A 26,783-nucleotide genomic window follows, 5' to 3' on the forward strand; every position below is an offset into this window, starting at 1 on the left:
GTGTATCCAATTTTATCCAGCGTTACGCTAGTTTCATTCTTTTGATTTGTAATGATTGTAAATTATTCCGGCTTTGGAAACTCCAATAACCTCAGCGAGCTCCACTTCTGAAGCTTCTTTTATACGTTTTACCGAACGAAATTGTTTTAATAATTCTACCACAGTTTTTTCTCCAATGCCGGCAATCTCTTCCAACTCTGTATTTAACGCGGTTTTGCTCCTTTTGTTACGGTGAAAAGTAATTCCGAATCTATGCGCTTCATTTCGAAGCTGCTGTATAATCTTTAATGTTTCAGACTTCTTATCTAAATAAAGCGGAATCGTATCTCCCGGATAAAAAATCTCTTCAAGACGTTTAGCAATTCCAATAATGGCTATTTTTCCGCGTAAACCTAAAATCTCCAGCGCTTTCACTCCGGAAGAAAGTTGTCCCTTCCCTCCATCTACTATGATTAGTTGCGGCAAATCTTCACCTTCATTTAGTAAACGTTTGTAACGCCTAAAAACAACTTCTTCCATAGAAGCGAAATCATCTGGGCCTTCCACGGTTTTGATATTAAATTTACGATAATCTTTCTTGCTTGGTTTCCCATTTTTAAAAACTACACAAGCAGCAACAGGATTTGTTCCCTGGATATTGGAATTATCAAAACATTCTATATGTCGCGGCTCTACATTTAGCCGAAGATCTTCCTTCATTTGTGCCATAATCCGTTTAACGTGCCGGTCTGGATCTACGATCTTCATTTGCTTAAAACGCTCCTGACGGTAATATTTTGCATTTCTAAGCGATAAGTCTACAATTTTCTTCTTGTCGCCGAGCTTAGGGATAGTTACTTTAACGTCTTCACCCGCATCAACTTTAAAAGGCACATAAATTTCTTTGGAATTTGAACTAAAACGCTGCCGTATTTCGGTAATTGCCAGTTCCAATAATTCCTCATCGGTTTCTTCCAGTTTCTTCTTCATCTCTATAGTATGCGACCTAATAATGGCACCGTGGGAAAGCTGAAGGAAATTCACGTAACCATAACCTTCGTCTGACATTATGGAAAACACATCTACATTGGTGATTTTTGGGTTAACCACCGTAGATTTTGACTGATAATTCTCAAGGACATCAATTTTATTTTTTATTCGCTGGGCATCTTCAAACTCCATTTTTTCAGCGTGTTCCTTCATTTGCTCCCTGAATTGCTGCAGCGAATCTTTAAAATTCCCTTTTACAATTTGCCGAATCGCATCAATATTACTGTTGTATTCTGCTTCAGCCTGTTTTGCTTCACAAGGGCCTTTGCAATTTCCTAAATGATACTCCAGGCACACCTTATATTTCCCGTTTCTTATTTTTTCTTCAGAAAGATCATAATTACAGGTTCTAAGTTTGTAAAGGCCTTTAATAAGCTCAAGAAGTGTATTTACCGTTTTAAAACTGGTAAAAGGCCCATAATATTCGCTACCGTCTTTTATGAGTTTCCGGGTAGGAAAAACCCGTGGAAATCGTTCATTTTTAATGCAAATCCAGGGGTAAGTTTTATCGTCCTTAAGCATCACGTTAAAACGCGGCTGATGCTTTTTAATGAGGTTGTTCTCTAAAAGTAAAGCATCGGTTTCTGAAGCCACCACAATATGCTTTATTTCTTTAATTTTTTTTACCATCACACCAATCCTGTGGCTATCGTGGCGCTTGGTAAAATAGGAGGTTACCCTCTTTTTAAGGTTTTTGGCTTTGCCTACATAAAGAATCTTCCCGTTTTTATCATAATACTGGTAGACTCCGGGACTATTGGGCAGTGTTTGTAATTGTACTTCTAAAGCTGGCGTTTCCATCTCCCCAAAGGTAGAATTTATTATGTGTAGCTTTAAAAAAGCCAGTGTTTGTAGATGTTAAATTTGTATTAAATCGCGTTTTAAAATATGGTTAACCACCTTATTTGTGGGCTAAAAGCACTTCAAATTTTATAATTTCTATAAAAATATTAATTGTGTATTTTACTACCTTGCGCTTATGGAGAAAAAAGTAATTGGGCGTTTTGATAAAGCAGATTTTCCAGCGCTGCATTTAAATGATATCGCTATTAAAATTGATACAGGTGCCTATACTTCATCTATTCACTGTGAAAACATAATAGAAAAAGATGGAACCTTAGAATGTACCTTCCTCGATGAAGAACATCCTTTATACAACGGAAAAAAGTTTACTTTTACAGATTATGATATCGTTTTTGTACGCAGCAGCAACGGAATAATTCAGAAAAGATATCAGGTAATATCTACCATTAAAATATTTAATAAGGTCTATAAAATTTCGCTTTCTTTGTCTTCCCGACAGGAAATGAGGTTTCCGGTGCTAATTGGCCGAAAATTCCTTACCAAAAAATTTATCGTGGACACCGAATTAACTGACGTTTCTTACAATATTAAACAAAAATGAAAATAAAAATCCTTTCGCGTAATAGTCATCTTTATTCTACAAAACGTCTTGTAGAAGCAGCTACCAAACGCAAACATGAAGTAGAAGTTATAGATCCCCTAAAGTGTGATATCGTTATTGAGAAGCGTAAGCCCAATATTTATTATAAAGGCGGTTACATAGAAGGCGTAGACGCAGTAATCCCAAGAATTGGAGCTTCGGTTACTTTCTACGGTACAGCAGTAGTGAGACAGTTTGAAATGATGGGTGCATTTACCACCACAGAATCTGAATCTTTAGTTAGAAGCCGTGATAAATTGAGAAGTTTACAGGTACTTTCTCGCGCCAAGATTGGATTACCTAAAACCGTTTTTACTAACTATTCCAGGGATGTTTCCGGGGTTATTAAACAGGTTGGAGGAACCCCTTTAGTTATAAAATTACTGGAGGGAACTCAAGGAGTAGGTGTTGTTCTTGCTGAAACCCACAACGCAGCAGAATCTGTTATAGAAGCTTTTAATGGTTTACAGGCAAGGGTAATTGTTCAGGAGTTTATTGAAGAAGCCAAAGGTGGTGATATAAGGGCTTTTGTTGTAGATGGCCACGTAGTTGGTGCTATGAAAAGACAGGGTAAAGAAGGAGAATTTAGATCTAACCTTCACCGTGGTGGTAGCGCCGAAGTTGTAGAACTTACCGATGAAGAAGAAATTGCAGCGGTAAAAGCTACCAAAGCAATGGGACTTGGTGTTGCCGGGGTAGATATGTTACAAAGTTCTCGTGGGCCACTAATTCTTGAAGTAAATTCTTCTCCAGGATTAGAAGGTATCGAAAAAGCTACTGGTAAAGATATTGCCAAATCTATAATAAGATATATTGAAAGGAACGTTTAGCCTATGGCAAAAATAACCAGCGACAATGTTCTGGAAATACTCGGCGAGAAAGTAAAGCCGGGAAAAAGCGCCACGATTAATTTTAATATGGCCAAACTCTACACCACTACTTCGGTAGAGGTGCCCGTAATTATTGAACGTTCTAAAAAACCCGGACCTGTAGTTTTAATAACCGCAGGGATTCACGGGGACGAAATAAACGGGGTAGAAATCGTTCGGCAAATTATCTCTAAGGGAATCAATAGACCGCAGAAAGGAACTATTATTTGCGTTCCCGTGGTTAATATTTTTGGTTTTCTGAATTTACGCAGGGAATTCCCTGACGGTCGCGACCTAAACCGAATGTTTCCCGGAACAAAACACGGTTCACTTGCTAGCAGATTCGCATTTCAGTTCGTAAAGAATATATTGCCTCTAGCTAATTTTTGTTTAGATTTTCATACCGGTGGTGCCAGTAGATTTAACGCACCCCAAATACGGGTAAAACGCGGCGATGAACAAAGTCTTAAATACGCCCGAATTTTTGGTGCGCCGTTCACCATTTACTCCAAAACAATCACCAAATCTTATCGCGAAACCTGTGCTAAAAAAGGAATTCCGGTTCTGCTTTTTGAAGGCGGAAAATCTATGGATAGTAATCGTGATGTAGCCAAACACGGTGTTGAAGGCGCTATGAGAATTTTGAGTTTTTTGGAAATGCTCCATCCCAAGTTTGATTATCCCGATGCAATTACCGAAACGGTAATAATCGAAAATACCAACTGGATGCGCGCAAAATACAGCGGACTCCTGCACATGAAAATTCCTTGTGGAAAACATGTTGAAAAAGGAGAATACATTGGCACTATTACCGATCCTTATGGAAAATTCAGGCATAAAATTAAGGCTGTAAATACTGGGTATGTGATCAATATCAACGAAGCCCCTATTGTCTACCAGGGCGATGCAATTTTTCATATTTCAGCACCACCAAAGGATGAATAAAGCCGAATTACGAAAAAAATACAAGGCTTTACGTTTAGAATTTTCGGAAGAAAAGATAGAAGAACTGAGCCTGGAAATTGCAAATCAATTGCTGCGACTACCGGTTTGGAAGAAAGAATTTTATCATCTTTTTCTAAGTATTGCCGAGCAAAAGGAAATAGACACCGAAAATATTCTGCATATTCTCCAGGGAAAGGATAAAAACGTGGTGCTTTCCAAAACCAATATTAAAGAGCATAAATTAGAGCATTTTTTACTTACCGATACCAGCGTACTAAGAAAAAATCGCTGGAATATTCCCGAGCCCGAAGGCGGTATTCCCATCCCGCCAGAACAGTTAGATGTGGTTTTTGTCCCGCTTTTAGCATTTGACGAGGAAGGCCATCGCATTGGTTACGGCAAGGGCTTTTACGATAATTTTTTAAGTGAATGCAAGCCCGAAGTAGTAAAAATTGGACTTTCTTTTTTTGAAGCTGAACCTGCTTTTAAGGAAGTATTCAGCAGTGACATTCCTCTTGATTACTGCGTAACGCCAAACAAAATATATAGCTTTAAAAATTAGGGAATTAAGAAGTATTCTGTTATTTTTAACAAAACTTTCACCCCTTTAATGCTCAACGACCTTCAATTAAACAGCATTCTTGAAGATTTTGATATCGCCTACTGGAAGATCAATCTTCTGAATAAAGAGGTGAGCTGGTCAGAGCATTTTGACACCCTAGTAGGAAAACCCGAATTTTCCGAATCCCATTTTGAATATTTTTTGAAGGAAATCCTACATCAGGATTATCGCTACGATTTCAGGCTTTATTTCGATAAACTTACCGAAGAAAATGAAGCTTTCTGCATAGAACTTAAACTGAAGCTCAGCAATGGAAAATACCGCTGGTTCGAATGCCGAAACTTAAAAAATAGAGAAAACAACAAGGAGATAGCCGTACTACTATTCGTTAATATTCATCAAAGCAAACGCGACCAGTACACCATTGAAGAAAACTTCTTCTATTATCGCGAAACCGCCCAGATGACTAATACCGGGGGATGGTATATAGACACTCAGAACAAAAATATTTACTGGGATAATGTAACTAAAAAGATAATTGACTGCCCGCTAGATTACCAACCGCCCTACGAAGAACATTTTAGGTTTTACGCCCCAGAGGAGCATCCTGTAGTAATTTCGGCTTTCGAAAAATGTGAAAAATATGGAATTCCATTTAAGGTGGAATTAAAAATGAGGAATCTTTACAACAAAGATTTTTGGGTCCGCGCCACCGGAAAACCGGTGTATAATGAAGATCAGGATATAATAGGAATTCGCGGTGTTTTTCAGGATATAAACGAGCAGAAAGTAAACGAACTCAACTTGCAGAATTCATTAGATATTATCGCCACACAAAATTCGCGGTTATTTAATTTTGCACATATTGTTTCACATCATTTGCGTTCACATAGCAGTAACCTTTGCCTTATTGTAGAATTACTGAAAGAAGCTAAAACCGATAAGGATAAAATAGAATTGATACCGAATGTTGCAGATATTTCTGAAAATCTGGATTCAGCTATAAATGAGTTGAATGAGATTGTAAATAAACAATCAGTTCTACGTAAAGAACGTCGAATTATCTCTTTCGAAAAAGCATTAAGTGGGGTAATGGCTTCAACTTCATCATTAATAAATCGAGAAAATGCAAAAATCGTAGCTGAATTTCACGCTTTAAAAGAAATTAGCTATATCCCTGAATATCTTGAAAGTATTTTGCTAAATTTAATCACGAATGCTATAAAATATAAACATCCGGGAAGAAAACCGGTGATTTATATTCAGACCTATATCAAGAATGAAACTCCGTTTTTGGAGGTTAGTGATAATGGGTTAGGCATTGATCTGGATCAATATGGTGACAAGATGTTTGGGATGTATAAAACCTTTCACGAAAACCTGGATTCGCGTGGAATTGGACTTTTTATTACTAAAAATCAAGTGGAAACACTTGGAGGTTCAATCTCGGTAACCAGCACTGTAGATGTAGGCACTACATTTAAGATTAACTTTTAAAAATTTAAACTAATTCTCATGGGGCAAAAAGTAGAATTGGCGTGTATTATCGACGATGATAAAATATACGTGAACCTGGTTAAGAAGATTATTGAGATCAAGAAACTATCGGAAAATCTTCTCATTTTCAAAAACGGCATGGAAGCTTTGAATCATTTTAAATTGATCCTGGAAAACGCAACCGAAGAAACCCTGCCCGACATTATCTTTCTGGATATTAATATGCCAATTATGGATGGCTGGGAGTTTCTAAATGAATTTATTAAGATAAAGAATAACTTCGAAAAGAAAATCACGCTTTACATGGTGAGTTCTTCTATTGATCCAAGGGATTTGGAACGCGCAAAATCTTTTAACTTGGTTACCGATTATCTAATCAAACCAATTGAATTGAAAAAATTCGAGAAGATTTTTGACCGAAATAGTAATGCAGCCGCTTAGTTATACTCTATTTTCTTTCTTTAGTGTCTTCCTCTTCTTTAGGGAAAGCACGCTTATTAAAAAGTAGAAGTAAAATTACACCTGCACTAATTGCGGTATCGGCTATATTGAATACCGGTTCAAAGAATGTGAAATAATTCCCTCCCCAGAAAGGAATCCATTCGGGTAAATTACCCTGCCATAAAGGGAAGTAAAGCATATCTACCACCTTGCCGTGAAATAAAGTACCGTAGCCGCCTTGTGCCGGCATAAATTCTGCTACCTGACCATAACTGTCGTTAAAGACAATTCCGTAGAAAACGGAGTCTATAATATTTCCAAAAGCTCCAGCGAAGATTAAAGCAATTGCTGTTATTAAAATCCTGGAACCATTTTTTCTAACCGAATCCCACAGCCAGTAACCAATACCAACAATGGCCACCAATCTAAATAAGGTAAGGAAAAGTTTTCCGTATTCTCCCGGGATTTTGGTTCCCCAGGCCATTCCTTCATTCTCTACAAATAAAATCCTGAACCAATCAAAAACCGGAACCTCCTCGCCCAGAGAAAAATTTGTTTTGATATAAAATTTTGAAATTTGGTCTATTAAAAGTACCAAAACGATAATAATACCCGCTTTTTTTAAGGACATGAACTCTGTGGAATTTAAGAACGCCGCTAAAATACTAATATTATTTAGTTTTTACGTGGCTAAAAATCAGCTTTTGGGAAGCATTTTTTTAATTGTTTAATCGTTAAAATAAAAACGTCCCAAAGCATAAGCAAAGGGACGCTATAAATAATATAATAATCAGAAAGAATATTTATTTCTGCATATTTTTAGCTTCAATACTCAAGGTAGCGTGTGGCACCAGTTGTAAACGCTCTTTTGCGATTAGTTTCCCGGTTACACGGCATATTCCGTAGGTTTTATTCTCAATTCGCGTTAAAGCATTTTTAAGATCGCGAATAAATTTCTCCTGCCTAATGGCTAATTGAGAATTTGCTTCCTTACTCATCGTTTCACTGCCTTCCTCAAATGCTTTAAATGTAGGTGCGGTATCATCGGTACCATTGTTCCCATCATTTTTATAAGCATTTTGATAATTGGCCAATTGCTCCTGCGCCTTTTCGATTTTGCCTTTAATCAGGGCCTTAAACTCAGCTAATTCGGCATCGCTATAACGCTCTTTTACTTCAGTTGCCATAATTTCTAATGTTTTTTGATAAACATTCTGGTAGTAATATCGTCAAAAGCCACCTCGGCTCCTTCAGTTACTACCTCCGCAAATTCGAGACTTGCAGTTAATGTTTCATTCTTGATATAGGTTATATTTTGGTTAACGGCATCCTCGACAATACCGTCTCGTTGTAGGGTCACTTCAATAGTATCGGTAACTTCAAATCCAGAATCTTTTCTCATATTCTGTATCCTGTTTACCAATTCCCTGGCAATACCTTCCTTTTTTAATTCTTCAGAAATACTAACGTCTAAAGCTACTGTAATATTACCACTACTCGCCACTAACCAACCTTCAATATCCTGAGAAGTAATCTCTACTTCTTCAGCAGCTAATTTAATCATTTCTCCGTTAAGGTTTATAGCGATAGTGCCTTCGCGCTCTATCATTTTAATATCTTCGGAAGTCAATTTATTTATCTCATTGACTACCAGCTTCATATCCTTTCCAAATCTTGGACCAAGAACCTTAAAGTTTGGTTTTATTTGCTTTACCAGCAATCCTGAAGCATCATCAATAAGCTGAAGTTCTTTTACATTTACCTCAGATTTTATCAAGTCCTCAACCGCCTGAATCTCCTCACACTGTTGCTCGTCAAGCACCGGAATCATTACCCTTTGCAGTGGCTGCCTTACTTTTATCATCTCCTTTTTTCTGAGCGATAAAACCAGTGAAGAAATGGTTTGGGCTTTCTCCATTTTTCGCTCTAAAGACTTATTAACAAATTTTTCATCATACTTTGAAAATTCAGCCAAATGTACCGATTCAAAGTTTTCTTTATGTGTGCTCTTGTTTAAATCTTTGTAAAGCCTATCCATAAAGAACGGCGCTACCGGTGCACCCAGTTTAGCCACTTCAACCAAACAGGTATAAAGGGTTTGATAGGCCGAAATTTTATCTTGCTGGTAATCGCCTTTCCAGAATCTTCTTCGACTTAAACGCACAAACCAGTTACTAAGGTTTTCCTGAACAAATTCTGAAATTGCCCGGGTTGCCCTGGTAGGTTCATAATCGGCATAGAATTTATCAACTTTCTCTATAAGTGTATGCAATTCTGAAAGGATCCAACGATCTATCTCGGGTCTTTCTGCTAAAGGAACATCCTCTTCTTTATAGGTGAAATTATCAATATTCGCATATAAAGTGAAGAAAGAATAAGTGTTGTAAAGTGTACCGAAAAATTTACGGCGCACCTCAGCGATTCCTTCAATATCGAATTTTAAATTATCCCATGGATTGGCGTTAGAGATCATATACCAACGCGTGGCATCAGGCCCGTAAGCCGCAAGCGTCTCAAAAGGATCTACCGCATTCCCGAGACGTTTAGACATTTTCTGTCCGTTTTTATCTAAAACAAGTCCGTTAGAAACTACGTTTTTATAAGCTACATCATCAAAGATCATCGTAGCGATAGCGTGCAGGGTATAGAACCAGCCTCTGGTTTGGTCAACGCCTTCGGCTATGAAATCAGCCTGGCGTTCTCCTTCTTCTACTTTTTCTTTATTTTCAAACGGATAATGCCATTGTGCGTAAGGCATAGAACCAGAATCGAACCAAACATCTATAAGATCGGCTTCGCGTTTCATTGGTTTTCCGGAATCTGAAACAAGCGTGATTTCATCGACCACGTTCTTGTGAAGATCTACCAGATCGTAGTTTTCTTCACTCATATTTCCGGGTTCAAAACCTTCAAAAATATCTTTATCCATAAAGCCGGCTTTAACCGACTTCGCCATTTCTTCTTTCAATTCTGCAATAGAACCAATAAGCTTTTCCTCTTTCCCTTCTTCGGTTCTCCAAATTGGCAACGGAATTCCCCAATAACGACTTCTGGATAAATTCCAGTCGTTAGCATTGGCCAGCCAGTTACCAAAACGACCTTCCCCGGTAGATTTTGGTTTCCAGTTAATGCCTTTATTCAGTTCGTGCATGCGCTCCTTGAATTCGGTTACTTTTATGAACCAGGAATCCAGCGGATAATATAAAATAGGTTTATCGGTTCTCCAGCAATTTGGATAGCTGTGAACATATTTTTCTACTTTAAAAGCACGATTTTCTTCTTTTAGTTTTATAGCCAGTTCAACGTCTACAGATTTTTCTGGCGCCTGCCCTTCGTCATAATATTCGTTCTTCACATACTTCCCGGCAAATTCGCCCATTTCTGGTCCGAATTTCCCTTGAAGATCTACTAACGGCACTAAGTTTCCGTTTTCGTCTTTTACTAATAATGGCGGAACCTGTGGTGTAGCCTGTTTCGCTACCAGCGCATCATCGGCACCAAAAGTTGGCGAAGTATGCACAATTCCGGTTCCGTCTTCTGTAGTCACAAAATCTCCTGAGATTACACGGAAAGCATTTTCAGGATTTTCTGCAGGTAATGCATAAGGCAATAACTGCTCATATTTAATTTCAACAAGATCTTTTCCTAAAATGGTTTCCCCAATTAAAAATGGAATTTTTTTATCGCCTTCAGAATAGGCTTTTAAGTCTTCTTCAGTTTCAACTTCTACAAATTTCTTATCGAATTGCTTTTTCGCAAGTGCTTTTGCTACCAGAATGGTAATCGGTTCAAAAGTATATTGATTATAAGTTTTTACCGAAACATATTCAATTTTTGGCCCAACGGTTAAGGCAGTGTTAGACGGCAATGTCCAGGGTGTGGTGGTCCAGGCGATTAAAAATGCGCCTTCCAGATCCTTTTCAACTGAAGCTGCTGAAGCATCAGTGATTTTAAACATTGCTGTTACCGTTGTATCGGTTACGTCCTGGTAAGTTCCAGGTTGGTTGAGCTCGTGTGAACTTAATCCCGTTCCCGCTTTTGGAGAATAGGGCTGAATGGTGTAACCTTTGTAAATAAGGTCTTTTTTATAAATTTCGGAAAGCAGCCACCAAACTGTTTCCATATATTTGGATTTGTAGGTCACGTATGGATCTTCCATATCTACCCAGTAGCCTATTTTTTCGGTAAGGTCGTTCCACACATCGGTATAACGCATTACCGCATTTTTACAGGCTTCATTATATTTTTCTACGGAAATCTTAGTCCCAATATCTTCTTTGGTAATACCCAATTCTTTTTCTACACCAAGTTCTACCGGAAGACCGTGGGTATCCCAACCGGCTTTACGTTTTACCTGGAATCCTTTTTGAGTTTTATACCTACAAAAAATATCCTTAATAGCTCGCGCCATTACGTGGTGAATTCCCGGAAGCCCGTTGGCAGAAGGTGGCCCTTCAAAAAACACAAACGGCTCTTTGCCTTCCCGTGTAGAAACGCTTTTTTCAAAAATATCGTTTTCCTTCCAGTAACTTAATATTTCCTCAGCTACTTTTGGTAAGTCAAGTCCTTTATATTCAGGGAACTTATTGCTCATTTTTTCAAAATTTCCAATGAGTCGCGAAAATAATCAATTTTAAGAAAAGAGCGGGTTAGAAAAACGGAAAAAGCTAACCCAAAAGAAATTGATATTAAATAAACCAAGAAAGATTTTTAAAAGCCTTGGGAATCACGAAAAAAGATTAAAAAGTATACCTCAGCGCTAAAATTAAATTTCTACCTGCAGCAGCGATTCCCGAGGAATAAGTTCGATAACGTTGGTCGGTAATATTTTCTAAGGAAGCGGTTGCCAGCAAGTTTTTACTGAATTCGTATTGGCCGGTTAAATTTAGGCTATACCAGGAAGGTGAATAAGGATTTCCGTTATCGTCTATGGCATATAAATAGGCTTTACCCTGTTCTGAAGGGGCTAGATCTTCATAATCGAATTGCCCATTATATTCAGCAAAAAGATCGAATTTCAGTCTTTTTTTGTGCCATATTAAATGTGTATTTCCAAATACAGGAGCCGCGTGGCGTAAAGCCGCAGTAGCACCATCTTCCTGTTCTTCCTTTCCTTCGGTTATGCTAATTTGTGAAGTTAATCTTAGTGAAACCGAAAAATCAATTTCTATTCCGCTTTCAAAACCATAAACATGGGCTTTCGCGGTATTTTGAATCGCCTGCACACGGCTTGGCTCCCCCTGATAATCTATTTCGGTTTCTCCATTTAAGTTGAAATCCCTGCGCACCATCGCGTCATTTAAATACGTATAAAATGCGGTCGCGATAAAACTGATATTTTCGGCAGGCTTCCAGTCAAAACCAAGCTCACTGCTGTAAGCATATTCTGGTTTTAAATCTGGATTTGGCACTACCACTGCGCCCGGTTCAGAATCAAAAATTTTTCCTACATCATCAATATTAGGCGCCCTAAAAGCTGTAGAAAGATTTAATCGCCACCCAATAAACCTATTTTGTTGCCAATTAATTCCCGCGCTTCCGGTTAAAGCTCCGGTATTAATATTAGCCTCCCTAAATGGAAAATCATATAAAATCTCATCAAATTCCGCGTCTACCAAAATATGATTGTATCGAAGCCCCGATTGAAAAGAAAGATCTTCCTGAATTTTCCATTGATAAGTGGTATATGCAGCAATGGATTGCCAGGTGGAACCATCTGGATATCGTGACGCAGTAATGTTTTCTTCTTGGGTTAAAATATTTTCTGCAAATCCTGTAGAATTTACTTTATTAAAAACATACTCGGCTCCATAAAATAAACGGCTCTCCTCAAAAGTCTTTTCAAAATCAAAATTAACCGAATACGCATCTACATTCTCTTTAGTATTGTATAACCAATCCTCGCCAAAATCCCGGTTATGACGGCTCTCTTCAAAAAATTGATAAGCAGTTGTCATCTGGGCTTTATCATACAATGAACCATGGCCTTTTTTATTGATCTTAAAATTTCCCATAAACCATTCCTGTGGACCATAATACCATTCTGCCGAACGCAATTCTCCTTCCCGCTTTCGGTAAAGCCTGTCAAACCTTGGAAAATCTGATGTGGTAGAATAGATAAGTCCTAAATTCAGATCCCAGTCCTTATGCGGCATAAACTTAACCTTCTGTAGTAAATTTATTTGGTTGTACCCTGTTGGCTTTTGTACTCTGGGATTTTCATTAGGAACAACAACATCTTTCGCGTTTCTTCGCACAACATATTCGTTTCGTAAATACTCATCAGGCCCTTGAGAACCCATTTTTAAATCTCCAAAATCTGAATACGTTACACTGCTTACAAACGCCCAGTTTTCCAAACCAATATTAACATCGGCGTGTATGGTTTTTTCGTTATTAGCAGAAGCATAACGGGAGTAAACATTTCCGGAAAGAGAAGGTTTCTCACCAAAAGAAAATTTGGGCTTTAAAGTATAGAAATTCATCACTCCGCCAATGGCATCACTTCCATACACCACCGATCCCGGGCCAAGAATTACCTCGGTATTTTCTACTGCTAACGGATCTATTGAGATGATATTTTGAAGATTACCGCTTCTAAAAATTGCGGTATTCATTCTTACCCCATCTACGGTAATTAAAAGTCTGTTTGTAGAAAAACCACGAATTATGGGACTTCCGCCACCCAACTGACTTTTCTGAACATACACCTGGCCGCTGCTTTCCAAAAGATCTGCTGAAGTTTGCGGGCTGGCCATAATGATATCATTAGCTGAGAAACTGACTATTTTCTGCGGAATTTCATCTTTATTCATTTCAAATTTCGCAACTGACAGCACCACCTGCTCCAATTCGTTATCATTACCGTTTAGATAGACCCTATTTTTATTTTGAATAATCTGTGATTTCTTAATACTTCTATTGGTGTAGTTAACGTGAGAAAAATGTATAACTTCATCGCTGCCAAATGTTGAAATATCGGCTATACCATCAAAATTAGTAAGTGCACTTTTAGACTTGGTCCCGTTGTAAATGGCAACACTGGCAAGAGGTTCGTGACTTCCTTCGTCCAAAACCTGTATCTGCTGGGCGTAGATACTATTAGCCATAAAAAAAAGGAGAATTACTCCTGTTAACAAACTTCGCATTTAGCTGAAAATTTCGTTGAGCACAGCAAGTGATTTCGGTTTCTTAAATCCTTCAATATGCAGCTCGTAATATAAAAGCAACATATTTAAGAAATTCGACCTAGTTTGCTGGTTCAGTTTTATTTCATTCAAGGTATCAAATTTTATGCCTAAGAACTGGCGTAAAATCTCTACATTTCGACCATCAATGCAGTAATTATTTACACTATTCAATTCAAAAACACCATCTAAAAGATTAAAGTAGGGAAGCTCTTTTGAAGCTGAATCGGGATAAAATCCTAAATATCGAGTTAAATTCAGTAAGAATAAGAGATGAAAATTGGCAATCTTATCGTGCAGATCCAGCCACATTAATGAATTCTCAAGGTAATTAAACAGCTGCCGATTGGTTTCTTCTTCCCGAATAGCATTCTTCAGAACTTCAGCCAAAAACATCAACATCGTACCTTTCACCATATTGGTATGCAGGCTGGTATAAGTATGCAAGACTTTAGCATCTTTCAGGTACTCCATTTTCCCCTGGTTGCGATGGTTTGCCACAATCTCTAATTGGGTAAGCAATTGAAACTGAGAAGCTTTGAATTTGCCCTTTTTAGATTTCAAGACTCCTTTTAGCATATAGGTTTTTAAGCCATCACTATACGTATAGGCTTTCACAATTAAATCGGCCTCACCGTATTTTAAGGCACTAATTACAATTGCCGGAGTGGTAACAAGCATTATTTAGAATTATTTCTTCCGAAGATAATTAAAAAAGGCCGCTAAAAAGCGACCTTAATTTTTGTTTATATTGAGGTGTAAATTATACTACTCCCTGGGCAAGCATTGCATCGGCAACTTTTACGAAACCAGCAATATTTGCTCCTTTCACGTAGTCTATATAACCATCTTCTTCTTTACCAAACTCTACACAACGATCGTGAATATCGTTCATAATTGCGTGAAGTTTTTTATCTACTTCCTGCGAAGTCCAGTTATATCTCATAGAGTTCTGGCTCATTTCTAAACCTGAAGTGGCAACACCACCGGCATTAGACGCTTTCCCCGGAGAGAAAAGAATTTTAGCTTCCTTAAATACCTCAACGGCATCTGGAGTACAAGGCATATTAGCACCTTCACCAACACATATACAACCGTTCTCCACCAATTTTTTAGCATCAGCTTCTTCAAGTTCGTTCTGTGTTGCACAAGGTAGTGCTACATCGCATTTCACTCCCCAGGGCGTTTCCCCTTCATAATATTTAGCTGAAGGATATTGATCAACATACTCGCTTATTCTTCCGCGTCTTACATTTTTAAGATCCATGATAAACTGAAGCTTTTCTGAATCAATTCCTGCTTCATCGTAAACATAACCTCCAGAGTCACTCATTGTTAAGATCTTTGCTCCAAATTCAAGAGCTTTCTCGGCAGCATATTGCGCTACATTTCCAGATCCTGAAACTACAACAGTTTTTCCTTCAAAAGATTCATCTCTTGTTCTAAGCATATTTTGTGCAAAATATACGTTCCCGTAACCTGTAGCTTCCGGACGAATAAGAGAACCACCGTAAGAAAGTCCTTTCCCGGTTAAAATTCCTGTGAATTCATTTTGCAGTCTCTTGTACTGGCCAAACATATAACCTACTTCACGGCCACCAACTCCGATATCTCCAGCAGGAACATCGGTATCTGCACCAATATGTCGGTAAAGTTCTGTCATAAAACTCTGGCAGAAACGCATTACCTCATTATCAGATTTTCCTTTTGGATCAAAATCAGATCCACCTTTTCCTCCACCCATTGGTAAAGTGGTAAGACTGTTTTTAAATACCTGCTCAAAAGCAAGGAATTTAAGAATACTAAGATTTACAGAAGGGTGAAAACGCAAGCCGCCTTTATAAGGTCCTATTGCAGAATTCATTTGAATCCTAAAACCGCGATTTACCTGAATATTACCCTCATCATCTAACCAGGAAACCCTGAACATGATTACACGCTCTGGTTCTACCATGCGCTCTAGCAATTGCATGTTTTGATACTTTTTATTCTCTTCTATAAAAGGAATAATAGTCTCAGCAACTTCGTGCACTGCCTGCATGAATTCCGGTTCGTTTTGATTTCTCTTTGATACTTTATCGAGAAAATCTTGAATATTTTGTTTCATATTATATGATACTACAAATAGTTTATAAAAAAAGCTGTGTTTTGTATTGCAAATATATGAGTTCTATAAAAAATGGCCTCAAATTTTTATCTTTTCATATAAAATTAACTTCTTTCTTTCAACGTTATATGAGTCAGAAATTTTATGCAAGTTTTTGTTGAAGTAGTTTTTATATATTTGTTGTCCGCTCAAGCCTGAAGGAATGTACCATAGCAAGATATTTTTATCTCTTATATTTTTTATATTACTTTTTCAGGTAAAGGGCTATTCTCAATTTGGAATTGCACACGAAATTGCCGTTAAAGCCGGGCCGGCTTCCTTTTTCACCGATTACGGGGAGCGCTGGAATGTTAGAAACAACCTTAACAACGCTGGCTATGGAATTGGGATTTCACATTATATGAATTTTGCCTATAAAACCGATTGTCATTACTCCCAGGCTGCTTCTTTTTTTACTAATCATTTTAGAATTAGGAATGAAATTGATTATTTCTACTCAAAATTAGAGCATTTTGGCCCTGTGGCAAGTAAGCCAACCCTCGGCGGAGAGTTGCTTAGAGCTATGCACGGCGAAAGTGAACTTATTGAAGGTGGAATACATTTGGAATACCATCCATTTCGAATTCGTGATTTCACTCATTCCGGTTATATGTTTTCTCCTTATATAAGTTTAGGCGGGCATTATGTGTCTTATAAAGCTGATGCTTATTCCGATTTAGGTTCCCTGGATAATCCCAAAAACGTGTTCCCAACTTTTATTGGCGGAATGGATTTTGAAAGAGGCAGTACTTATTCGATTATTGGAGGGCTTGGTTTGCGATATCGCCTAGGGTTTAGGCACGATCTCTTAATTGAAGCGAGGGGCCAATACTATGGAAGCGATTGGCTTGACGGACTAAATATCACTGCACCACAGAATAAATTCAACGATTATATTTTTTGGGTTAACGTAGGTTATGTGTATTACATCAATTTTCAATAGCTTCAGAACTAATAATTTTTCCGCCTAAATCCTTTAATTCCGCTTTTGCTTTTTCAAAATCCTCAGAATTCAGCGCTCTGGTAGCATCTTCTATAATTGTAGCTTTAAAACCTTCCTTTACAGCATCTTTAGCCGTAAAATGAACACAGATTTCAGCAGCAAGACCGCAGAAATAAAGATCTTCTGCTTTTTTTTCCTTTAAATAGCCCGAAAGTCCTGTAGATTTTAAATGTTGATTATCATAAAAAGCGCTGTAGCTATCTATTTCAGGATTGGTTCCTTTTCTAAAGATAGCTTCGATTTTTGAAGTTTTTAAATCCTTATGGAATTCGGCACCATTGGTATTTTGCACGCAATGTTCCGGCCACATTACCTGCTCGATTCCGTTAAGATCTATTGTTTCAAATTCTTTTTTTCCTTTATGGCTGCTGGCAAAACTAGCATGTCCGCCAGGATGCCAGTCCTGAGAAGCAATCACAAGATCAAACTTTTCCTGGAGCTTATTGATGATTGGAATAATATCATCTCCATTAGGCACAGCAAGCGAGCCACCGGGCATAAAATCGTTCTGAGGATCTATAATAATCAAGGTTTTCATATACTTCTTAACTTTTAAAAGATGCAATTAATTTATCACGTTCTTCTTTTAAAGCTTCACTGATTCCCACTTTATAAATATGGGGATTGTTAAAACGTTTAAATTCAAAAGAAAGTTCAGCGAGTCTATTTTTACTGTATTCAGCGATTTCCTGAAGCGATTTAGGTTCCAATTTATTTTTTCCATTTTGCATTACGGGCTTCAGTAATGGTTCCTTTTCCAAACTATCAACTTTCATTTGTTTGTTTGGCTCAAAAGGATGAATCATATTTTCAATATTATTCTCTTCAAAAAGGGCCACCAAATCTCCACCAACGCATTCGCCCTTAGAATCTCTTAAGCGATACACTTGTTTTTTATGCGGAAGCGTGACCTTAACAATACTTTCTGAAATTTTAATCCTTGGTTTCCCGTTGGAATATGCCAATTTATAAACTCCGTCTAAAGCGGCATCCGGACTACCAATTACTAAATTAGTGCCCACACCAAAAACATCTATCCTGGCGCCTTGTTCCAGTAAACTTTTTATTACATTTTCGTCTAATTGATTGGAAGCGGCAATTTTCACATAATCGAGTCCGGCGGCATCCAGCATTTTTCGGCTTTGTTTTGAGAGGTAGGCTAAATCCCCACTATCAAGTCTAATCGCCATTAGTTTCTGGCCGCGTTCTTCCATTTCCTTCGCCACTTTAATAGCGTTGGGAACACCACTTTTAAGCGTATCGTAAGTATCTACAAGCAATACGCAATCCTTTGGCCTGCCTTCAGCAAAATCCCTAAAAGCAGTGATTTCATCATCATAACTCTGTATAAAAGAATGGGCCATAGTTCCAGAAACAGGAATATCAAAATCCCTTCCTGCAATCACATTACTTGTCCCGTTAAAACCACCAATTATGGCTGCACGAGTAGCGTAGTAACCTCCTGGACCCTGTGCTCTTCTTAAACCAAAATCCAGTAAAGTTCTTTCCCCAGAAACCAGTTTAATTCGGCTCGCTTTTGTTGTGATAAGCGTTTGGAAATTGAGTAAATTCAGTAGAATGGTTTCGATAATCTGGGCTTCAATAATATTGGCTTCTACTTGCAAAATCGGACGCGTAGGAAAAATTACGTCTCCTTCCTGTACCGAATAAATATTTCCGCTGAATTCAAAGTCCTTCAGATACTCCAGGAAATCATCATCAAAATCCTGTTTTTTCAGGTATTCCAGGTCTTTATCGCTGAATTTTAGATTTTCAATGATCTGTAGTAGATCCTGAAGTCCGGCAAAAATGGCGTAACCACCATTGAAAGGAAGTTTTCTAAAATAGTAATCAAAAATTGCGGTATGGTCTTTTTGGCCCTTTTTAAAATATACCTGAGACATCGCCAATTGATACTGATCGGTATAAGTCGCGGAAAAATTTAGCATAGTTTTTGGTTGGTTTAAACTTCAGAAAGCATCGCTTTATAAATCTCAAGATCTGCTTCACTGAATAGCACAAATTTAAGCTTTTGCAGGTGTTTAATCTTTGGGATTTCGGCTAAAATTGTATTAAAACTGATCTTCGTCGCCTCTTTTATAGGGTAACCAAAAGCTCCTGTAGAAATAGCAGGAAAAGCAACCGACTTCACTTCTTTCTCTTCAGCACGTTTTAAAGCGTTTTTGTAGCAGTTTTCTAATAGCTTATCTTCAGGTTTGTCGCGACCGTAGACCGGGCCTAAACAATGAATCACATAGTCGTTAGGTAAGTTATACGCCCCGGTAATTACTGCCTCTCCGGGAGCGATGGGCGCAAGAGGCTTGCAGGCTTCATAAAGTTCCGGTCCTGCAGCACGATGTATCGCTCCTGCGACTCCGCCACCAATAGCAAGTTTGGCATTGGCTGCATTAACTACAGCTTCAAAATCGGGTTGATTGGCAATGTCTCCCTTAGAAACTTCAATTTCAATATTCTGGATGGTTTTTTTCATAATTTCGGTTTTACAGGAAATTACGAAAATTTAAAGAAAAATGGAAAGGCTTTTATGCCTGCCGCTCGAGGGCTAAATAGTGCGTTGTTCTATCGTTTATTAAGGGAATAATACTAATCTCGCATTTATAAGGCGTTTGATCCTTTTTATAGTTCACCAGAACTTCAGTAAAAGGTTCGTCTTTAGATAATTTACGTTTAATTCGGTTTAAAACAGCCCTGTCGGTTTTTTTCCCCTGCAAAAAACGTGGTGTTTTATTTAAAGCATAACTGCTGCTGTAACCCGTCATTTCAGTAAAACCTTCGCTAACCCATTCTATTTTAGCGTTCATATTAGTTAAAACCAAAGCATCAAAAGATTTGTTTTTAAATACCAATTCTAAATCATTTTTCCACTTAAATCTCTTTGCTAATTCTTTAAAGGAATTAATAGCATTTTGCTGTTTTAAATTCAATAACTGCTGCGCATAATGCTGGTTATAAATATCCCAGCTGCGCAGAGGCATCAACTTAATATCAGAAACTGTGAGCTCATCTTCAATTTCCCGATACTCCTCCATACTTAATGAGGATAGATATATATCAAGGCACTGCATATTCATTAGGTTCTTTTTCATAATCCTTTTTTATCGGTCCAATAAATCAAGTTCTGCTTTTAGAAAGTTTATTTCAGTCTTTGCATCCTGCATTTCAAAATTCACTTAACAAGCAAAATTACCTAAAATCTCATTCAACACTCTTTAAACCAACGTTAATGTTGGTGTTTCGTTACGCCTAAGAATTTTTATCAGCAAAAATAATAGATTTTTAAATACGGATCTTTTCGCACAATTAGGTTTAAAAAATGCACATAAATTCAATTTAAAACTTACAAAAAACACCTCGTTTCAAAGGGACAGGAAGGAGGTTTAAAAGCTTTTGCAATATTCTGAATAAGTTGTACTTTCGGGTTTTTCTAATATTTTAGATATGTCCCAATTCTGGCTGTACTTTAGATTAGGTCTGGAACACGTTCTTGACTGGCAAGCCTATGACCACATTTTATTTTTAATTGTACTGGTTGCCGCCTACAGTTTTAGCAGCTGGAAACGAATTCTCTGGCTGGTTACCCTATTTACTATTGGCCATACCCTGGCTCTATTCCTTTCGGTTTATGAAATTGTAAAAGTAGATTCGGCCTGGGTAGAATTACTAATTCCTATTACTATAATTGTTACTGCTTTATACAATATTGTGACCGTGAGCAAAAAAGAACGCAACAAAAATCACAACCCATTGTATTTTACCACTGTTTTTTTCGGCCTAATACACGGTCTTGGTTTTTCTTCCTATTTCAAAATGGTATCTTCTAATACCGAAAGTAAACTCCTACCCCTCCTGGAATTTGCCCTGGGAATAGAAACTGCACAGGTAATTGTAGTGATTGCTGTAATTATTCTTGGTTTTATTGCTCAAAATATCTTTTCGGTTTCTAAAAGAGACTGGATATTAGTCACTTCAGCAATAGTGATCGGAATTATTTTACCAATTCTTCAGGAGAATTTTCAGGCTATTTAATAAATTAGTGAATTAAAAATAAGGTGAAAAATAACGCCGAAACAAGCCGGAACCTACCGCTCATGGATAAGAAAAAACAATTAAAGTACGATAAAGCTTATTTAAGAATCGCCCGCGAATGGAGTAAATTATCACAGTGTAAAAGAAAGCAGGTTGGCGCAGTTATTGTAAAAGATAGAATGATAATTTCTGATGGTTTCAACGGAACACCTACAGGGTTTGAGAATTATTGTGAAGATGACGAAGGCTACACCAAATGGTATGTGTTGCATGCTGAAGCCAATGCTATTTTAAAAGTTGCAGGTTCTACCCAATCGTGTAATGGCGCTACACTCTACATCACGATGTCACCCTGCAAGGAATGTAGTAAGTTAATTCACCAGGCAGGAATCACGAGATTGGTTTATCATATAGATTACAAAGATAATTCCGGGTTGGAATTTCTTGAAAAAGCAGGGGTAAGCCTCGAACAAATTAATGATTTAGAAGATTGAATACCAGGCAAAAAATATTAATTCCCATCCTTCTCGCTATAGCTTGTGCCGCCGGTGTTTTGCTGGGCGGAAAACTGGATTTTTCTTCATCTGATGCCTTATTCTCTTCAAACCCGAAAAAACAAAAACTCAACCGACTTATAGACTACATAGATTATGAGTATGTAGACGATGTAAATACCGATAGTATTGTAGATCTTACGGTGAATAGAATACTGGAAAACCTGGATCCGCATTCTGTATATATCCCAAAGGATGAATATGCTGGAGTAATTGAAAATATGCAAGGTGATTTTGTAGGGATTGGGGTTAGTTTTTACAATGTTAACGATACGGTAGTAGTAATTCAGGCGCTGGAAGGTGGGCCTAGTGAAAAAATAGGAATTCGAGGCGGCGACCGTATTTTGTATGCCGATGATACTCCTCTTTTCAATAAAGATATCACCACTGATTCCCTCACCAAACATTTAAAAGGAGAAGAAGATTCTCGGGTGACGCTTAAAGTAAAACGAAAAGGAATTAAAGACCTGCTTACTTTTAAAGTGAAACGAGGTCGAGTACCATTAAAAAGTGTAGATGCTGCCTATATGTTGTCGCCAGAACTAGGCTATATTAAAGTAAATAGATTTTCTGAAACTACTTATAAAGAATTTCAAAGAGCTCTAAAGGATCTCAAGAAAAAAGGTGCTAATCAAATAGCTTTAGATCTTAGGGATAATCCCGGCGGTTATCTTTCTGAAGCGATAAAAATCGTAGATGAATTTCTAGAAGACGATAAATTAATTCTTTACACCAAGAACAAAAGTGGCTCTGTGGAAGAAACCTTTTCCAGGCGAAAAGGCCTTTTAGAAAAAGGCGATCTTTTTGTACTTATTAACGAGAATTCGGCTTCTGCAAGTGAAGTTGTTGCCGGCGCCTTACAGGATAATGATCGTGGTACGATTGTAGGCCGCAGATCTTACGGGAAAGGGCTTGTGCAACGTGAAATGGATCTAGGTGATGGCAGTGCGGTAAGATTAACTATAGCAAGATACTACACCCCAACCGGCCGCTCAATTCAAAAACCGTACGATAACGGAAATGAAAGTTATTTTAAGGATTATATGCGCCGGTATAAAAACGGCGAACTTAATAGCGCTGATAGTATTCATGTAAATGACTCGCTTAGATATGAAACTCCGGAAGGCAAGGTGGTTTACGGCGGGGGCGGAATTATTCCTGATATTTTTATTCCCCTGGATGGCGATAATGAAAGAAACAATATTAAACTCTTATTGCACGGCGGTTATATGAGTCGGTTTATTTTTAATGTACTGGAAGAAAACCGTTCTTTTTACAACAATGTAAAACGCGAGGATTTTGAGGAAGAAGTCACAATCTCAAACGAAATGGTTCAGGATTTTGTTAGGTTTATCGGCAACGGAAACATTCGACTTAATGTTAATAATCACACCTCGTTATTAAAGCAATATTTAAAAGCGGTGATCGCGCAACAGCTATACGGCACCACGGCTTTTGAGAAATTGATTAACGAAAATGATCCTGCAATTGAAAAAGTGCTTGAATTATCGCAAAAAAATGAATAGCTTGCAATCGTGAGTGCTTATCATGAAAATCTTATAATTTTCTTAACGGTTTCCCCGCTTTTCTTCTTCATAATAGCGGTGAGTTTCAGACTATTGGATAACAGCGCACTACTTTTTTTACAAAAAGAAATTCTAGTTACTTCTTCAAACGTTTCAGTAGATTGTATTAAAAGTCAGATTAAAAACACAGACGATAAAGAATTTAGAGAGAAATTAAGACTCGCGCTGCTTTACAGAAGGTTGCACCGCACCTGTCTAATTTTAATGTTACTTTCGGTCCCATTAATGGTTACGGGTTATTTTATGTTATAAAAGCTTATCGTGCACTTTAGTGTGTTCCTCTTTCCAAAAACTTAGAATATCTGTGGCTACACTTGCACCGCTACCGCAGGCAATAGAAAATTGACTTCGCCACCCGGCAAGACTACCCGCTACGTATAATCCTGGTTTCACCAAATGATCTTCATTTTTTAATTGAATACGCTCCTTGGATGCTTTAGCTTTTTTATGTGGAATTATTTTATCTTCAAAACCTTTTATCCTTAAAGGACTGGTATAACCGGTAGCTATCACTACAATTTCAGTTTCGTAAGTATTTTTATTGGTAACTACGCTGAAACCTTTATTTAACTGAATAACTTCCTTTACTTTTTCCTTAGCTATTTGCTTAATTTCAGGATAACTTTTCTCTAAATGCAACACTCCTTCTTTTAAGATTTGTTGTCCCGAAGTTCCAGGCACAACTCCCAAAACATTATTAAGAAGTGCTGAATTTAAATGGGAAGCCTTTTGATGCATGATTATCCCCACATGCTTGTTAGAAACTATATTATTTTGCATTGCAGAGCCTAAAATAAGTGCGCAAGACATTCCAGCTGCTCCCCCACCTATTATAAGCACGTTGAACTTCATACTAAGAATTATGCTTTTCTGCAATACTTCTTGAGGTTAACAAAATTCCCATAAGTATAATTAGGCAGAGACTTCCTACAATTACGAGAACTGCAGTTCCGCTATCTCCTTTTAGAAGATCATCAAAATTCAATATGGTTGCGCTGTAGCCTATAATGACAACAGCTAAAAAAATTACGGTATAAATAAATAACTTCATGTAAACAAACTCTGAATGTTAGTGGCAAATAATTTCACGGCAATAGCGAGTAAAATTACTCCAAATACTTTTCTAATTACGCTAATTCCCTGGCTTCCTAAAATTCTTTCAATTCTGGTTGAGGATTTTAATACCAGGTATACAAAGATAATATTGATAAGGATAGCCACAATAATATTTATTGTTTCATATTCTGCCTGGATCGAAACCAAAGTAGTAAGTGTTCCCGCACCCGCAATTAATGGAAATGCCAAAGGAACAATAGAAGCTGTTTCCGGTTCATCGTCTTTATAAAGTGTGATTCCCAAAATCATTTCTAAGGCAAGGAAAAACAAGATAAATGCACCCGCCACGGCAAAAGAGTTTACATCAATTCCAATTAGATTAAGGATCTCTTTTCCTACAAATAAGAAAACGATCATAATAATCCCGGCAACCACCGAAGCCTTTTCACTTTGAATATGCCCCACCTTTTTACGCAAGTCTATAATAATTGGGATATTTCCAATAATATCAATTACCGCGAAAAGGATCATTCCTGCAGTAAAAATCTGTTTTGCGTCGAGTAATTTCCACATAACACTTTCTTTGAAAAATTTTGCGCAAAAGTAATTTTTAAAAACAGAGCATCAAGGAATTAACAGGTAAAATTTTCATTAAAATTGAGCCAATTTTTTATAAGGTCAGTTACTAGTTCTTTTTGCTAAAAGCCACTGAATATTTTCAGTAAGATTTGTCAAAAAATACCAGAAAATAGGTATTGTGCCAATTTAGGGATCAAAATACTTTTATCCTTCCCTACAGTAGATATCCTAATTCATATACGTTTTTTTCTGATTAATTAGGAAAATATTTCCTTAGGTATCATTCTGAAGTTTTAAACCAACTAATATTAAAATATGAAAACAAGTTTAAAAATTCTAATTGTTTGTGCAATTATGCTCAACATTGGAAATATCCACGCTCAGAAATCTCTTCCTATAGAAGAAAATGAAACAAGAGAAAGAAAGCTGAGACCATTTAGAATTGGCGCAAAAGTTGGATTTCCAAATATTATAGGCGGAAACCTCGAATATGTCACACCACTTCTAAATGAAAAATTGGCGGTTAGTGTGGATTATTCTACAATAAAATCTGATTGGCTAATTGGAGATGAGGAAGAAGCCGCCTCTGAGAACAATGAACTTGATTACACTTATATAGAAGGCGGACTCAATTACTATTTCTTTAAGCCAGGCAGAGGTTTATACGGAGGTTTGAGCTATGGAAATATCAATATAAAAGGAACAGTTCATTACGAAGATTCCAGGGACATTATAGATACCTCCCACGGTTCGGTGAATATTAAGTTAGGCGCAAAACTCGGCGGGTTATTCTATTTTAGACCAGAAGTGGGGTATTCTTTCTCTCCTTTACCCGACCACGTAGAAGCTGTAAGGGTTTATAATGATGGCAGCCGGGAAACTATGAATTTTGAATTTGATTCTGATGTAACACCTTACAATTTATTATTCTCTGGTCTTATGGCAAACATAGGAATCGGATTTGCTTTTTAAAAAACTATCAGCTTTTTCATTATTAAAACCGGGATTTACAATTCCGGTTATTTATTACTGTAATTTTCTCTGGAAAAACTAAATCTCAATTCAAAAAATCCTAAAAGAATTATTGCGTAAAACTTTCCCAATCAGGTAAGTTAAATTTATATTTGCGGCTATGTTTCAAATAGGAAAAACCATAGTTTCAGAAGAGATCTTAACCAAAGATTTTGTGTGTAACCTTTCAGCCTGCAAAGGCGCTTGCTGTGTAGATGGCGATGCCGGTGCCCCGGTAACTCCAGAGGAGCGTCAAATTTTAGACGAAATCTACCCTAAAGTAAAACCCTATTTGAGGCAAAAAGGAATAGATGCTATAGAAAAACAAGGCACCTACATCACTACCGATCTTGATGAAATTGAAACCCCGTTAATAGATGGCGCCGATTGTGCCTACGTGACTTTTGATGAAAACGGGATTGCACTTTGTGGAATTGAGGAGGCCTATAACCAGGGCGACATCGATTTCAAAAAACCCATCTCCTGCCATTTATACCCAGTACGAATTCAGGAATACTCAGAGTTTTCTGCAGTAAACTATCATAAATGGCAAATATGTGATGATGCCTGTAGCCTGGGAGCCGAACTTCAGGTACCGGTTTATAAGTTCACAAAAGATGCCCTTATAAGAAAATTTGGCGAAGATTGGTACAATGAATTGGAGGATGCTGCAAAAAACCTTTAAACGCTAAACCTACCCTCATACTTTTGATTTTCAGTATATTATTTTAAATATTCTAAAAGATTTTGTATCTTTAATTTTTATATTTCGCCCCTAAAAATAGACTGGTGCTATCCCTAACCGGTGCTATGTATTCCCTACACTA

General features: G+C 37.4%; 26 protein-coding genes. 12 read left to right on the plus strand and 14 right to left on the minus strand.

Annotation, left to right across the window (positions count from 1 at the left end):
* Positions 1-33 precede the first annotated feature (33 nt).
* Positions 34-1,830, minus strand: coding sequence for an excinuclease ABC subunit UvrC (gene uvrC / locus LB465_RS01595; RefSeq protein ID WP_224466226.1), 1,797 nt, complete (start codon positions 1,828-1,830; stop codon positions 34-36).
* Between the two features lie 178 nt (positions 1,831-2,008).
* Between uvrC and LB465_RS01600 the strand changes: the two genes are divergently transcribed.
* Genes LB465_RS01600 through LB465_RS01625 form a run of 6 tightly spaced genes read left to right on the plus strand, consistent with a single transcriptional unit; the run spans position 2,009 to position 6,787 of the window.
* Positions 2,009-2,434, plus strand: a complete 426-nt coding sequence (locus LB465_RS01600; protein WP_224466227.1) for an ATP-dependent zinc protease family protein — start codon at positions 2,009-2,011, stop codon at positions 2,432-2,434.
* Entirely contained in the window at positions 2,431-3,303 is an 873-nt protein-coding gene (gene rimK, locus LB465_RS01605) for a 30S ribosomal protein S6--L-glutamate ligase (protein ID WP_224466229.1), read from the plus strand. Before LB465_RS01600 ends, rimK begins: the two co-directional genes overlap by 4 nt.
* 3 nt (positions 3,304-3,306) lie before the next feature.
* Positions 3,307-4,287 carry a succinylglutamate desuccinylase/aspartoacylase family protein gene (locus LB465_RS01610; RefSeq protein ID WP_224466231.1) on the plus strand — a complete coding sequence of 327 codons (981 nt, stop codon included), beginning with the start codon at positions 3,307-3,309 and terminating at the stop codon, positions 4,285-4,287.
* Positions 4,280-4,849, plus strand: coding sequence for a 5-formyltetrahydrofolate cyclo-ligase (locus LB465_RS01615; RefSeq protein WP_224466233.1), 570 nt, complete (start codon positions 4,280-4,282; stop codon positions 4,847-4,849). Before LB465_RS01610 ends, LB465_RS01615 begins: the two co-directional genes overlap by 8 nt.
* A gap of 48 nt (positions 4,850-4,897) precedes the next feature.
* Positions 4,898-6,346, plus strand: a complete 1,449-nt coding sequence (locus LB465_RS01620; RefSeq protein ID WP_224466235.1) for a sensor histidine kinase — start codon at positions 4,898-4,900, stop codon at positions 6,344-6,346.
* A gap of 18 nt (positions 6,347-6,364) precedes the next feature.
* The gene (locus LB465_RS01625) at positions 6,365-6,787 is read left to right on the plus strand and encodes a response regulator (protein WP_224466237.1); all 423 of its coding nucleotides are present in this window, start codon (positions 6,365-6,367) and stop codon (positions 6,785-6,787) included.
* A gap of 7 nt (positions 6,788-6,794) precedes the next feature.
* Here the strand turns inward: LB465_RS01625 and LB465_RS01630 are convergent, their stop codons facing one another.
* The 6 genes from LB465_RS01630 to gdhA all read right to left on the minus strand — a co-directional run bounded on the left by LB465_RS01630 (position 6,795) and on the right by gdhA (position 16,081).
* Positions 6,795-7,418 (minus strand): lipoprotein signal peptidase, encoded by a 624-nt coding sequence (locus LB465_RS01630; protein ID WP_224466239.1) that lies wholly within the window; start codon positions 7,416-7,418, stop codon positions 6,795-6,797.
* A gap of 172 nt (positions 7,419-7,590) precedes the next feature.
* The gene (locus LB465_RS01635; RefSeq protein WP_224466240.1) at positions 7,591-7,974 is read right to left on the minus strand and encodes a TraR/DksA family transcriptional regulator; all 384 of its coding nucleotides are present in this window, start codon (positions 7,972-7,974) and stop codon (positions 7,591-7,593) included.
* 5 nt (positions 7,975-7,979) lie between these two features.
* Complete coding sequence (gene ileS / locus LB465_RS01640) at positions 7,980-11,381, minus strand: isoleucine--tRNA ligase (protein ID WP_224466242.1); 3,402 nt, start codon at positions 11,379-11,381, stop codon at positions 7,980-7,982.
* Positions 11,382-11,526: 145 nt separating this feature from the next.
* Positions 11,527-13,935 carry a TonB-dependent receptor gene (locus LB465_RS01645; protein WP_224466244.1) on the minus strand — a complete coding sequence of 803 codons (2,409 nt, stop codon included), beginning with the start codon at positions 13,933-13,935 and terminating at the stop codon, positions 11,527-11,529.
* On the minus strand, positions 13,936-14,655 hold the full coding sequence (gene recO, locus LB465_RS01650; protein ID WP_224466246.1) for a DNA repair protein RecO: 720 nt from the start codon (positions 14,653-14,655) through the stop codon (positions 13,936-13,938).
* A gap of 82 nt (positions 14,656-14,737) precedes the next feature.
* A complete protein-coding gene (gene gdhA / locus LB465_RS01655) occupies positions 14,738-16,081 on the minus strand; it encodes an NADP-specific glutamate dehydrogenase (RefSeq protein WP_224466248.1) in 1,344 nt (447 codons plus the stop codon).
* Between the two features lie 202 nt (positions 16,082-16,283).
* Here gdhA and LB465_RS01660 point away from each other — a divergent pair, with 202 nt between their 5' ends.
* A complete protein-coding gene (locus LB465_RS01660) occupies positions 16,284-17,063 on the plus strand; it encodes a THC0290_0291 family protein (protein ID WP_224466250.1) in 780 nt (259 codons plus the stop codon).
* Here LB465_RS01660 and pncA read toward each other — a convergent pair.
* The 4 genes from pncA to LB465_RS01680 are packed head-to-tail and all read right to left on the minus strand — an operon-like array spanning position 17,050 to position 20,230.
* Positions 17,050-17,661, minus strand: a complete 612-nt coding sequence (gene pncA, locus LB465_RS01665; RefSeq protein WP_224466252.1) for a bifunctional nicotinamidase/pyrazinamidase — start codon at positions 17,659-17,661, stop codon at positions 17,050-17,052. The two genes, LB465_RS01660 and pncA, sit on opposite strands and share 14 nt — an antisense overlap.
* 7 nt (positions 17,662-17,668) lie before the next feature.
* Positions 17,669-19,072, minus strand: coding sequence for a nicotinate phosphoribosyltransferase (locus tag LB465_RS01670; protein ID WP_224466255.1), 1,404 nt, complete (start codon positions 19,070-19,072; stop codon positions 17,669-17,671).
* A gap of 14 nt (positions 19,073-19,086) precedes the next feature.
* A complete protein-coding gene (locus tag LB465_RS01675; protein ID WP_224466258.1) occupies positions 19,087-19,614 on the minus strand; it encodes a macro domain-containing protein in 528 nt (175 codons plus the stop codon).
* 52 nt (positions 19,615-19,666) lie between these two features.
* Complete coding sequence (locus LB465_RS01680; protein ID WP_224466260.1) at positions 19,667-20,230, minus strand: PAS domain-containing protein; 564 nt, start codon at positions 20,228-20,230, stop codon at positions 19,667-19,669.
* 352 nt (positions 20,231-20,582) lie between these two features.
* On the opposite strand from LB465_RS01680, the gene LB465_RS01685 reads away from it, so the two are divergent.
* The 3 genes from LB465_RS01685 to LB465_RS01695 all read left to right on the plus strand — a co-directional run bounded on the left by LB465_RS01685 (position 20,583) and on the right by LB465_RS01695 (position 23,250).
* Positions 20,583-21,170 carry a HupE/UreJ family protein gene (locus tag LB465_RS01685; RefSeq protein ID WP_224466263.1) on the plus strand — a complete coding sequence of 196 codons (588 nt, stop codon included), beginning with the start codon at positions 20,583-20,585 and terminating at the stop codon, positions 21,168-21,170.
* Positions 21,171-21,232: 62 nt separating this feature from the next.
* Positions 21,233-21,664 carry a deoxycytidylate deaminase gene (locus tag LB465_RS01690; protein WP_224466266.1) on the plus strand — a complete coding sequence of 144 codons (432 nt, stop codon included), beginning with the start codon at positions 21,233-21,235 and terminating at the stop codon, positions 21,662-21,664.
* On the plus strand, positions 21,661-23,250 hold the full coding sequence (locus LB465_RS01695) for a S41 family peptidase (protein ID WP_224466270.1): 1,590 nt from the start codon (positions 21,661-21,663) through the stop codon (positions 23,248-23,250). Before LB465_RS01690 ends, LB465_RS01695 begins: the two co-directional genes overlap by 4 nt.
* A 306-nt stretch (positions 23,251-23,556) precedes the next feature.
* On the opposite strand, the gene LB465_RS01700 is transcribed toward LB465_RS01695, so the two are convergent.
* Genes LB465_RS01700 through LB465_RS01710 form a run of 3 tightly spaced genes read right to left on the minus strand, consistent with a single transcriptional unit; the run spans position 23,557 to position 24,939 of the window.
* Positions 23,557-24,162, minus strand: a complete 606-nt coding sequence (locus LB465_RS01700; protein ID WP_224466273.1) for an FAD-dependent oxidoreductase — start codon at positions 24,160-24,162, stop codon at positions 23,557-23,559.
* 1 nt (position 24,163) lies between these two features.
* Complete coding sequence (locus tag LB465_RS01705; RefSeq protein ID WP_224466277.1) at positions 24,164-24,361, minus strand: hypothetical protein; 198 nt, start codon at positions 24,359-24,361, stop codon at positions 24,164-24,166.
* Positions 24,358-24,939 carry a MarC family protein gene (locus LB465_RS01710; protein ID WP_224466280.1) on the minus strand — a complete coding sequence of 194 codons (582 nt, stop codon included), beginning with the start codon at positions 24,937-24,939 and terminating at the stop codon, positions 24,358-24,360. The genes LB465_RS01705 and LB465_RS01710 overlap by 4 nt, the downstream gene beginning before the upstream one ends.
* A gap of 321 nt (positions 24,940-25,260) precedes the next feature.
* Between LB465_RS01710 and LB465_RS01715 the strand changes: the two genes are divergently transcribed.
* Positions 25,261-25,917: a hypothetical protein gene (locus LB465_RS01715; RefSeq protein WP_224466282.1), complete on the plus strand. Its 657-nt coding sequence runs from the start codon at positions 25,261-25,263 to the stop codon at positions 25,915-25,917.
* 160 nt (positions 25,918-26,077) lie between these two features.
* Positions 26,078-26,641, plus strand: coding sequence for a DUF3109 family protein (locus LB465_RS01720; protein WP_224466285.1), 564 nt, complete (start codon positions 26,078-26,080; stop codon positions 26,639-26,641).
* Positions 26,642-26,783 lie beyond the last annotated feature (142 nt).

Origin of the sequence: Salegentibacter lacus (genome assembly GCF_020164555.1) — a bacterium.
In the GTDB taxonomy this organism is placed as follows: Bacteria; Bacteroidota; Bacteroidia; order Flavobacteriales; family Flavobacteriaceae; genus Salegentibacter; species Salegentibacter lacus.

What these genes read in the sequence shown, in the direction of transcription:
- uvrC (WP_224466226.1), bottom strand. Translation starts at nt 1,830, where the DNA reads ATGGAAACGCCAGCTTTAGAAGTACAATTACAAACACTGCCCAATAGT.
- LB465_RS01600 (WP_224466227.1), top strand. Translation starts at nt 2,009, where the DNA reads ATGGAGAAAAAAGTAATTGGGCGTTTTGATAAAGCAGATTTTCCAGCG.
- rimK (WP_224466229.1), top strand. Translation starts at nt 2,431, where the DNA reads ATGAAAATAAAAATCCTTTCGCGTAATAGTCATCTTTATTCTACAAAA.
- LB465_RS01610 (WP_224466231.1), top strand. Translation starts at nt 3,307, where the DNA reads ATGGCAAAAATAACCAGCGACAATGTTCTGGAAATACTCGGCGAGAAA.
- LB465_RS01615 (WP_224466233.1), top strand. Translation starts at nt 4,280, where the DNA reads ATGAATAAAGCCGAATTACGAAAAAAATACAAGGCTTTACGTTTAGAA.
- LB465_RS01620 (WP_224466235.1), top strand. Translation starts at nt 4,898, where the DNA reads ATGCTCAACGACCTTCAATTAAACAGCATTCTTGAAGATTTTGATATC.
- LB465_RS01625 (WP_224466237.1), top strand. Translation starts at nt 6,365, where the DNA reads ATGGGGCAAAAAGTAGAATTGGCGTGTATTATCGACGATGATAAAATA.
- LB465_RS01630 (WP_224466239.1), bottom strand. Translation starts at nt 7,418, where the DNA reads ATGTCCTTAAAAAAAGCGGGTATTATTATCGTTTTGGTACTTTTAATA.
- LB465_RS01635 (WP_224466240.1), bottom strand. Translation starts at nt 7,974, where the DNA reads ATGGCAACTGAAGTAAAAGAGCGTTATAGCGATGCCGAATTAGCTGAG.
- ileS (WP_224466242.1), bottom strand. Translation starts at nt 11,381, where the DNA reads ATGAGCAATAAGTTCCCTGAATATAAAGGACTTGACTTACCAAAAGTA.
- LB465_RS01645 (WP_224466244.1), bottom strand. Translation starts at nt 13,935, where the DNA reads ATGCGAAGTTTGTTAACAGGAGTAATTCTCCTTTTTTTTATGGCTAAT.
- recO (WP_224466246.1), bottom strand. Translation starts at nt 14,655, where the DNA reads ATGCTTGTTACCACTCCGGCAATTGTAATTAGTGCCTTAAAATACGGT.
- gdhA (WP_224466248.1), bottom strand. Translation starts at nt 16,081, where the DNA reads ATGAAACAAAATATTCAAGATTTTCTCGATAAAGTATCAAAGAGAAAT.
- LB465_RS01660 (WP_224466250.1), top strand. Translation starts at nt 16,284, where the DNA reads ATGTACCATAGCAAGATATTTTTATCTCTTATATTTTTTATATTACTT.
- pncA (WP_224466252.1), bottom strand. Translation starts at nt 17,661, where the DNA reads ATGAAAACCTTGATTATTATAGATCCTCAGAACGATTTTATGCCCGGT.
- LB465_RS01670 (WP_224466255.1), bottom strand. Translation starts at nt 19,072, where the DNA reads ATGCTAAATTTTTCCGCGACTTATACCGATCAGTATCAATTGGCGATG.
- LB465_RS01675 (WP_224466258.1), bottom strand. Translation starts at nt 19,614, where the DNA reads ATGAAAAAAACCATCCAGAATATTGAAATTGAAGTTTCTAAGGGAGAC.
- LB465_RS01680 (WP_224466260.1), bottom strand. Translation starts at nt 20,230, where the DNA reads ATGAAAAAGAACCTAATGAATATGCAGTGCCTTGATATATATCTATCC.
- LB465_RS01685 (WP_224466263.1), top strand. Translation starts at nt 20,583, where the DNA reads ATGTCCCAATTCTGGCTGTACTTTAGATTAGGTCTGGAACACGTTCTT.
- LB465_RS01690 (WP_224466266.1), top strand. Translation starts at nt 21,233, where the DNA reads ATGGATAAGAAAAAACAATTAAAGTACGATAAAGCTTATTTAAGAATC.
- LB465_RS01700 (WP_224466273.1), bottom strand. Translation starts at nt 24,162, where the DNA reads ATGAAGTTCAACGTGCTTATAATAGGTGGGGGAGCAGCTGGAATGTCT.
- LB465_RS01705 (WP_224466277.1), bottom strand. Translation starts at nt 24,361, where the DNA reads ATGAAGTTATTTATTTATACCGTAATTTTTTTAGCTGTTGTCATTATA.
- LB465_RS01710 (WP_224466280.1), bottom strand. Translation starts at nt 24,939, where the DNA reads ATGTGGAAATTACTCGACGCAAAACAGATTTTTACTGCAGGAATGATC.
- LB465_RS01715 (WP_224466282.1), top strand. Translation starts at nt 25,261, where the DNA reads ATGAAAACAAGTTTAAAAATTCTAATTGTTTGTGCAATTATGCTCAAC.
- LB465_RS01720 (WP_224466285.1), top strand. Translation starts at nt 26,078, where the DNA reads ATGTTTCAAATAGGAAAAACCATAGTTTCAGAAGAGATCTTAACCAAA.